The following is an 8,297-nucleotide window of genomic DNA, read 5'->3' as shown; positions in this document are numbered from 1 at the left end:
GTCTCCCAGCTGGTCTCCAGCAGCAGCCGCTGCTGCGGGTCCATCGCCAGCGCCTCGCGCGGACTGATCCCGAAGAACTCCGCGTCGAAGTCCCCGAGGTCGTACAGGAACCCGCCGTGACGGGTGTACGCGGTGCCCGGGTGCTCGGGGTCGGGGTCGTAGAGGGCGTCCAGGTCCCAGCCGCGATTGGTGGGGAACTCCCCGATCGCGTCAACGCCATCGGCCACCAGCCGCCACAGCCCATCCGGCGAGACCGCACCGCCGGGATAACGGCACCCCATCCCCACGATCACGATCGGCTCGTCGTCCGCACCGGTCGCACGGACAACAGAGCTCTTCTGCCGGATGCCCAGAACCTGGCCGCGCAGGTGCTCGGCCAGCGCGTTCGTGGTCGGGTAGTCGAACAGCACGGTGGCGGGCAGCCTCAGATCGAGGGCCGCCGACAGCCGGTTGCGCAGCTCGACAGCGGTGAGCGAATCGAAGCCCAGCTCCTGCAGCGAACGCCCGTCATCGATCGCCTGCGCACCCTCGTGCCCCAGAACGCCGGCGATGTGCGTCCGCACCAGCTCGCGTACGACCCGGGTCTGCTCGTCCTCGGGAAGACTGCGCAGCCGTCGCGCGAGATCGTGGCCTCCGCCCTCGGCAGGGCTGGCCGGGGCACGGACCAGGCCGCGGAAGACCGGCGCGAGTGTGCCGGCCCGCGCCTGCCGCCGCAGTTCGGCGTAGTCGAGCCGGACCGGCACCATCCCCGCCCTGCCGCCGGCGAGCGCCCGGTCGAACGCGGCGAGACCGTCCTCCACCGCCGCCGCCTTCAGACCGGTGCGCGCCATGCGCGCGGACCCGGCCCCCGTCGCCTCGTCCGGCCGGCTCCACGGGCCCCGGGCCAGGGAGACACCCGGACGGCCTTCGCGGGCACGCCGGTGGGCGAGCGCGTCCAGGAACGCGTCGCCGGCCGCGGTGTGCGCCTGCCCGGGCGCGCCGAGCATCCCCGTGGCGGACGAGAAGACCACGAACGCGGCCAGATCGCAATCGGCGGTGAGCTCATGCAGGTGGTACGCGAGTTCGGCGCCCGGCCGGAACACGGCGGCCACACGCTCGGGAGTGAGCGCGGTGAGCAGAGCGTGGTCCGACTGCTCGACGGCGTGCACCACAGCCGTCAGCGGATGCTCCGGTGACGTGCGGGCCAGCAGTTCGGCGACGCCCGCCCGGTCCGTCAGCTCGCCCGGCGCGACGGTCACCTCCGCACCCAGCGCCGCGAGTCCGTCAATATCCGGCAGCACCGCGCCCGGCGTCCGGCCCAGCAGCAGGTGCCGTACCCCGTGCTCGCTCACCAGGTGCTGGACAAGCGGTGCGGCCAGTTCACCGGAGCCGCAGACGACCAGCACGGTGCCGTTCCGGTCGAGCGCGCCCGCCGTCCCGCCGGGCGTGGCCGACGAACGGACGAGACGGGCCGCGTAGGGGACCCCGCCACGAACGGCGAACTGGGTCTCGGTGGTGGCCAGCGCGACCTGGACGCAGGTCGTGGTGGCCTCGGCGTCCAGGTCCACGACGAGGAACCGGCCGGGGTGTTCCGCCTGTGCGGAACGGAGCAGGCCCCAGACGGCAGCCTGACCGAGATCACCGATCCGGTCGTCGTCGTGCACAACGACCGCGCCGCGGGTGAGCACCACCAGGCGGGCCTCGGCGAACCGTTCGTCGGACAGCCACGAGCCGGTGAGCTCCAGCATCCACGCCAGCTGCGCCTCCGCGCCGGTGTCACCGTCCGGGCACGAAACCAGGACGGCGTCGGGCACCGGCGCGCCCGTGTCGAGCAGTCGGCCCAGTGCGGCGAGATCGGGGACATGCTCGCCGGGGAAGCCGACGGTGTCCTCGCCGAGGACCGCCCAGCGCGGATCGTCGCCGGCCGACGACACCGCGACCGCCGCCCAGCCCGGCTCGTAGCCGAGGTCGGCACCGGCCCGCGTGAACTCGCGCGGGCCGGCCGGCCGGAACGTGACCTCCTCGACGGTGGCGACGACCGCGCCGGTGGTGTCGGTGACCGCCAGACGGGCGCTCTCCGGTCCGGTGGGGGAGAGATGGATTCTGAAGCCGCGCGGGACAGCGCTCGCGCTGACGCCCGTCCAGGCCACCGGAATCCGTAGCTCGTCGCCGCCCGCACCCGCCGCCGACAGGCCCGCCTGCAGGAGCCTCGGGTCGAGTACGAACCCGCTCTGCTCCATGTCCTCGGCCACCTGGACCTCGGCGTGGAACATGTCTCCCGCACGCCATGCGGCGCGCAGGCCGAAGAGAGGGCTCTCACCGGAGTGGCCGACCGCCAGCAGCCGGTCCGTCAACTCATCCGGGTCCAGGGGAACGGCCCCTGCCGGCGGCCACTCGGCCGGGACACCGACGGCCGAAGCGGCCACCGGGCCGGCGACCGTGCCGGTGGCGTGGCGCGTCCAGGGCGCGTCCGGATCCCCGGACGGACGGGAGTGGATCGTGACCGTACGACGGCCCTGCTCCTGGGACGTCACGGCGACGTGCAGACGCACCGCACCCGCGCCGGGCAGAACCAGCGGTGTCGCGACCGCGAGGGCCTCGACTGCCGGGAGGCCGACGTGATGGGCGGCATGCAGAGCGATGTCCAGCAGCACGGTTGCCGGAACAACGGCCGCTTCGTGCAGGCCGTACGAGGCGAGCCACGGATGGGTGGTGGCCGACAACTGCCCCGTGAACAGGGCGCCCTGGTCGTCGGGCAACTCGATGACTTCGGTGATCAGCGGGTGGCCGGTCGCCACGCCGCTGCCGACGCGGCCGGCGGGGTGAAGCCAGAAGTGCCGGTGCTGGAAGGGGTAGGCCGGGATGTCGGCCCACGCGCGCCGGCCGAAGAACGACGCCCAGTCCACGGCCGCGCCACGCGCGTGCGCCCGGCCCAGTCCGGCCACGAGCTGGGCGGCCTCGGACCGGTCGCGGCGCAGCAGCGGGATGAACGCGGCCCCGGGCGCGCACTCCGGCCCCGCTGCCGACAGCGCGGCGTCCGGGCCGAGCTCGACGAACGTCGTGACACCCAGGCCCCGCAGGGCCCGCACCCCCTCGGCGAACCGCACGGTCGCCAGAACATGGCGCACCCAGTACTCCGCGGTGGACCAGTCGCCGCTCACCTCGCCGGACACGGTGGACACCACGGGGATCGCCGGGGCACCGTAGACGACGCTTTCCGCGACCGCCCGGAACTCCTCGACCATCGGCTCCATCAGCGGCGAGTGGAAGGCGTGCGACACCCGCAGCATGCTCGTCCGACGCCCCTGCGACGTGAGAGCGGCAGCGATGGCGGTGACGGCTTCCCTGTCCCCGGAGACCACGACCGACCGCGGCCCGTTGACCGCTGCCACCCCCGTGCCGGGGGTGAGCAGCGGGCGCACCTCCTCCTCGGTGGCCTCCAGCGCCGCCATGGCCCCGCCGTCCGGCAGCGCCTGCATCAGCCGGCCGCGAGCGGCGACCAGCCTGGCAGCATCGGCCAGCGACAGCACACCGGCCACATGGGCGGCCGCCAGCTCGCCCACGGAGTGACCGGCCAGCAGGTCGGGCCGCAGGCCCCAGGACTCGACCAGCCGGAACAACGCCACCTCGAAGGCGAAGAGCCCCGCCTGCGCGAACTCCGTCCGGTTCACGACCGCGGCGTCGTCCGCCCAGAGCGCCTCACGGAGCGGGACATCGAAGTGCCGGCCGAGTTCGGCCAGAGCGGCGTCGAACGCCTCCGCGAACACCGGGAACGCGGCGTGGAGCTCCGCGCCCATGCCGGGCCGCTGCGCTCCCTGACCGGTGAACAGGAACGCGACCTTGCCCTCGGACACCTCCTGCGAGGCGATGGCACCACTCGCCACCTCACCGAGAGCGGCGGCCAGCTCCGTACGGTCCGCGCCGGTCACGACCGCGCGATGGTCCATTTCCGCGCGCCCGGTGGCAAGCGCGCGTCCGACGGCGGCGAGGTCGCCGTCGGGCAGCTCCTCCAGGAAGGCGAGCAGGCCGGCCGCGCGTGCGCGGACCGCTTGCGGGTTCCGGCCGGAGACGACCCAGGGCACCGCCGGAAGCCGCGGCGGTGCCGGTGCCTCCTTTGTCTCCTCGGCCGCCGGGGCCTGTTCGATGATGATGTGGGCGTTGGTGCCGCTGATACCGAAGGAGGAGATTCCCGCGCGGCGGGGCCGGTCGAGTTCGGGCCAGGGACGGGTTTCGGTGAGCAGCTCGACATTTCCGCTGGTCCAGTCGACGTGCGGGGTCGGTTCATCGGCGTGCAGGGTGCGGGGGAGCACGCCGTGGTGGATCGCCTGGATCATCTTGATGATCCCGGCGACCCCCGCGGCCGACTGCGTGTGGCCGATGTTCGACTTGACCGAGCCGAGCCAGAGGGGGGTCCGGCGGTTCTGCCCGTACGTGGCGAGGATGGCCTCCGCCTCGATGGGGTCGCCGAGCGTGGTGCCCGTGCCATGTGCTTCGACGGCGTCCACGTCGGATGCCGACAGCCCCGCACCGGCCAGCGCCTGACGGATCAGCTGGATCTGCGCCGGACCGTTCGGCGCGGTGAGACCGTTGGACGCCCCGTCCTGGTTGACGGCGGAGCCGCGGACGACGGCCAGGACACGGTGGCCGTTGCGCCGGGCGTCGGAGAGGCGTTCCACCAGGAGCAGACCGACACCTTCGCTCCACGCGGCTCCGTCGGCATCGGCGGAGAAGGACTTGCAGCGTCCGTCGGGTGCGAGTCCGCGCTGACGGCTGAACTCGATGAAAGCCGCGGGGGTGGCCATGACGGTGACACCGCCGGCCAGGGCCAGATCGCATTCGCCGTTGCGCAGTGCCTGGATCGCCAGATGCAGGGCCACCAGCGACGACGAGCACGCCGTGTCCACCGAGATGGCCGGCCCCTCAAGACCGAAGCTGTAGGCGATCCGGCCGGACGCGACACTGCTCGCGCTGCCGGTGCCCAGATAGCCCTCGAAGCCGTCGGGGGAGGCCTGCATGAGCTGGTTGCCGTAGTCGTCGTACATGACGCCGGTGAAGACCCCGGTGCGGCTGCCGCGCAGTGTGGCGGGGTCGATCCCGGCGTTCTCCAGGGTCTCCCAGGCGGTTTCGAGGAGAAGACGTTGCTGGGGATCGGTGGCGAGCGCTTCGCGGGGGCTGATCCCGAAGAACTCGGGGTCGAAGTCGGCGGCGTTGTGGAGAAAGCCGCCGTGACGGGTGTAGGCGGTGCCCGGGTGGTCGGGGTCGGGGTCGTAGAGGGCCTCCAGGTCCCAGCCCCGGTCGGTGGGGAACTCCCCGATCGCGTCGGTGCCTTCGGCCACCAGCCGCCACAGGTCCTCGGCGGAGCGCACACCGCCGGGATAGCGGCACGCCATCCCCACGATCACCACGGGGTCGTTGTCCCGGGACTCGAACTCTCGCAGCTGTTCCCGCGCCTGTTGCAGGTCGGCCGTCACGCGCTTGAGATAGGACCGGAGCTTGTCTTCAACGTTCATCGGGCCGAAACCTCTCTGCCTCAGGCGATGCCGAGTTCTTTGTCGATGAGGTGGAACATCTCGTCATCGGTGGCTGACGCGAGGTTGCCGGCGTGCGAATCCGACGCCTTGTCAGGCGCGGAGTGCTGGTCGAGCAGTTTCCGGAGCCGCTCGGTGAATACCTGCCGGGAACTCTCCGACGCCGTTTGCAGCGCGTTCTCGATCCGGTCGAGTTCGGTGAGGACCGCGCTCTCGTCGGGCGAGCTCCGCTCACCGAGACGCTCCTTGAGATACGTGGCCACGGCCGCCGCGCTCGGGTGGTTGAACGCCAGTGTCGCGGGCAGTCGCAGGCCCGTCGCCGCACCCAGCCGGTTGCGGAAGTCCACGGCGATCAGCGAATCGAACCCGAGCTCCTTGAGCGCGCGGTCCGGATCGATCCGCTCGCCTGTCGCGTGCCCGAGGGCGGTCGCGATGTGCGCGCGTACCAGGGCGAGCAGCAGTTCGTCCTGCTTCTCCTCGCCCGCCTCGGCGTACTGCCGCGCCCAGTCGCCCCTGCCGTCGTCGGCGGCCCGGCGGGCCGGGCGGGGCGCCAGGTCGCGGAAGAGCGCGGGCACTTCCTCGTCCGCGACCTGACGGCGCAGCGACGCCTGGTCCAGCGGCGCCAGCACCAGATGGGGCTCCCGCCCGGTGCCGAGCGCGGCATCGAACATCGCCAGGCCGTCCGCCACCGACATCGGAGCAAGACCGGTCCGGTCCAGACGGCCGGCGTCGGCCGAGCCCAGCGACCCGGTCATCTCACTGGCCTCGCTCCACAGTCCCCAGGCGAGGGAGACCGCGGGCAGGCCCTGTGCCTGACGGTGGTGGGCCAGCGCGTCGAGACAGGCGTTGGCGGCGGCGTAGTTCGCCTGCCCGGGATTGCCGAGCGTCCCCGCGGCGGAGGAGAACAGGACGAACGCGGCCAGACCTGCGTCCGCGGTCAGTTCGTGCAGATGCCAGGCGGCGTCCGCCTTCGGGCGCAGTACGTCGCCGAGCGGACCGGGTGCGAGATGGGTGACGGTGGCGTCCCGCAGCACTCCGGCGGCGTGGATGACGGCGGTGAGCGGGTGTCCGGCGGGGATGCCGGCCAGTACGGAGCCGAGCGCGTCCCGGTCGCCCGTGTCGCAGGCGGCGATCGTGACCTGAGCGCCCAGCGCGGCCAGTTGCGCGCGGAGCTCTTCGGCTCCGGGTGCCTGGGGGCCCCGGCGGCTGAGCAGGAGCAGGTGCCGGGCGCCGTGCCGGGTGACCAGGTGCCGGGCCGTGTGGGCGGCGAGGGTGCCGGTGCCGCCGGTGATCAGGACGGTGCCGTCCGGGTCGATCCGGCGCCCGGTGTCCGGCGTGGTGGCCGTTCGTGCGAGCCGGGCGACCAGCAAAGCACCGTCCCGGAGGGCGATCTGGGGTTCGTCGCCGTCGGCCGACGCGGCCACGGCCGCCTCGATCGCGTGCACGGAGGCGTCGCTCGTGTCGAGGTCGACCAGTGCGAACCGGCCCGGGTGTTCGGACTGCGCGGACCTGATCAGACCCCGGACCGCCGCGGCGGGCAGGTCGGTGACCTCGTCGCCGGGCGCGGCGGCCGAGGCACCACGGGTGAGGATGACCAGACGCGATTCGGCCATGGCCTCCGCGGCCAGCCAGCGCTGTACGAGATCCAGCGCGCGTCCGGTCAGCCGGTGGATCTCCGCGACGGGATCGGCGTCGCCGTCCGCCGCGAAGCAGGCCACCACGGCGTCCGGTACGGGCGAACCCTTCGCCGGTCCGGCGAGACCGCCGTCCGCGGGGGCCAGCCCTGTGGCGAACAGGTCCTCGCCGAGCAGGGACGTGGTGGCGGGAGCCGGGCTGGTCCCGGTGAGGGGGAGCTGGGTCCAGCGCAGGCTCAGCAGCGGGGCACGGCCGGCCGCCAGACGGGCCGGATCGACCGGCCGTGTGGCGAGGGCCTCGACCGTGACGACCGGGCGGTTCTCCGCGTCCACGCCGACCAGGCTGATCGACGACTCGTCCACCAGGGACATACGGACGCGCAGGGTGCGGGCGCCGGTGCCGTACACCGTGACTCCGGACCACGAGAACGGCAGTTGAAGGCCGTCCTCCGGCGCGTCCGGAGCGGCGGCGAGCCGCACGTGCAGCGCCGCGTCGAGGAGCGCGGGGTGGATGGCGAACCCGCCGGGGTCCGTGTCCTGGGGCAGCCGGGCTTCGGCGTAGAGGCTGTCACCGTCGCGCCAGGCGGCCTGGAGCCCCTGGAAGAGTGGCCCGTAGTCGTAGCCGCTCGCGGCGAGCCGCTCGTACAGACCCTCCAACGGAACCGGGTCCGCCGCGGGCGGTGGCCACGCGTCCTCGGCCGGTGCCGCCGAAGCTGCTGATGTCGCCGAAGTCGCCGTTGTGAGCTGGCCGTTCGCGATACAGATCCATTCGGCGTCCGCTTTCCCGGCGGGCAGGCAGTGGACGGTGAACGCACGTCGCCCTGTGTCGTCGGGTGTGCCGACCTGGACCCGTAGCTCCGCGGTGTCCTGCGCCGACAGCACCATGGGGCTGTCCAGGATCAGGTCGTCGAGCCGGTCGCAGCCGACCTGCGCACCCGCGTGCAGGGCGAGGTCGACCAGTGCAGCGCCGGGCAGCAAGACCGTGCCGAAGACGGCGTGGTCGGCGAGCCAGGGGTGCGTGGACGTCGAGATCCGTCCGGTGAGCACCAGCCCCTGACTTCCCGGGAGGTCGATGGTGTGGGTGGTGAGGGGGTGGTTGGTTTTGTTGTGGTGGGTGGTGGGTGTGGTGGTGGGGTTGAGCCAGTAGTGGTGGTGT

2 protein-coding genes are annotated in these 8,297 nt (G+C 72.9%); both read right to left on the bottom strand.

Translation table 11 applies throughout. The features are described from left to right. Positions 1-5,489: beta-ketoacyl synthase N-terminal-like domain-containing protein (locus tag ACZ4LX_RS37500; protein WP_467721402.1), on the bottom strand; the 5,489-nt coding region annotated here is incomplete at its 3' end. 20 nt (positions 5,490-5,509) lie between these two features. Then, the coding region (locus tag ACZ4LX_RS37495; protein ID WP_467651746.1) for a type I polyketide synthase at positions 5,510-8,297 on the bottom strand (2,788 nt) is incomplete at its 5' end.

The organism is Streptomyces sp. NPDC026062 (genome assembly GCF_055568375.1).
Note: the sequence above shows the minus strand (reverse complement) of the source record. Positions and strands in the feature narration are given on the sequence as shown.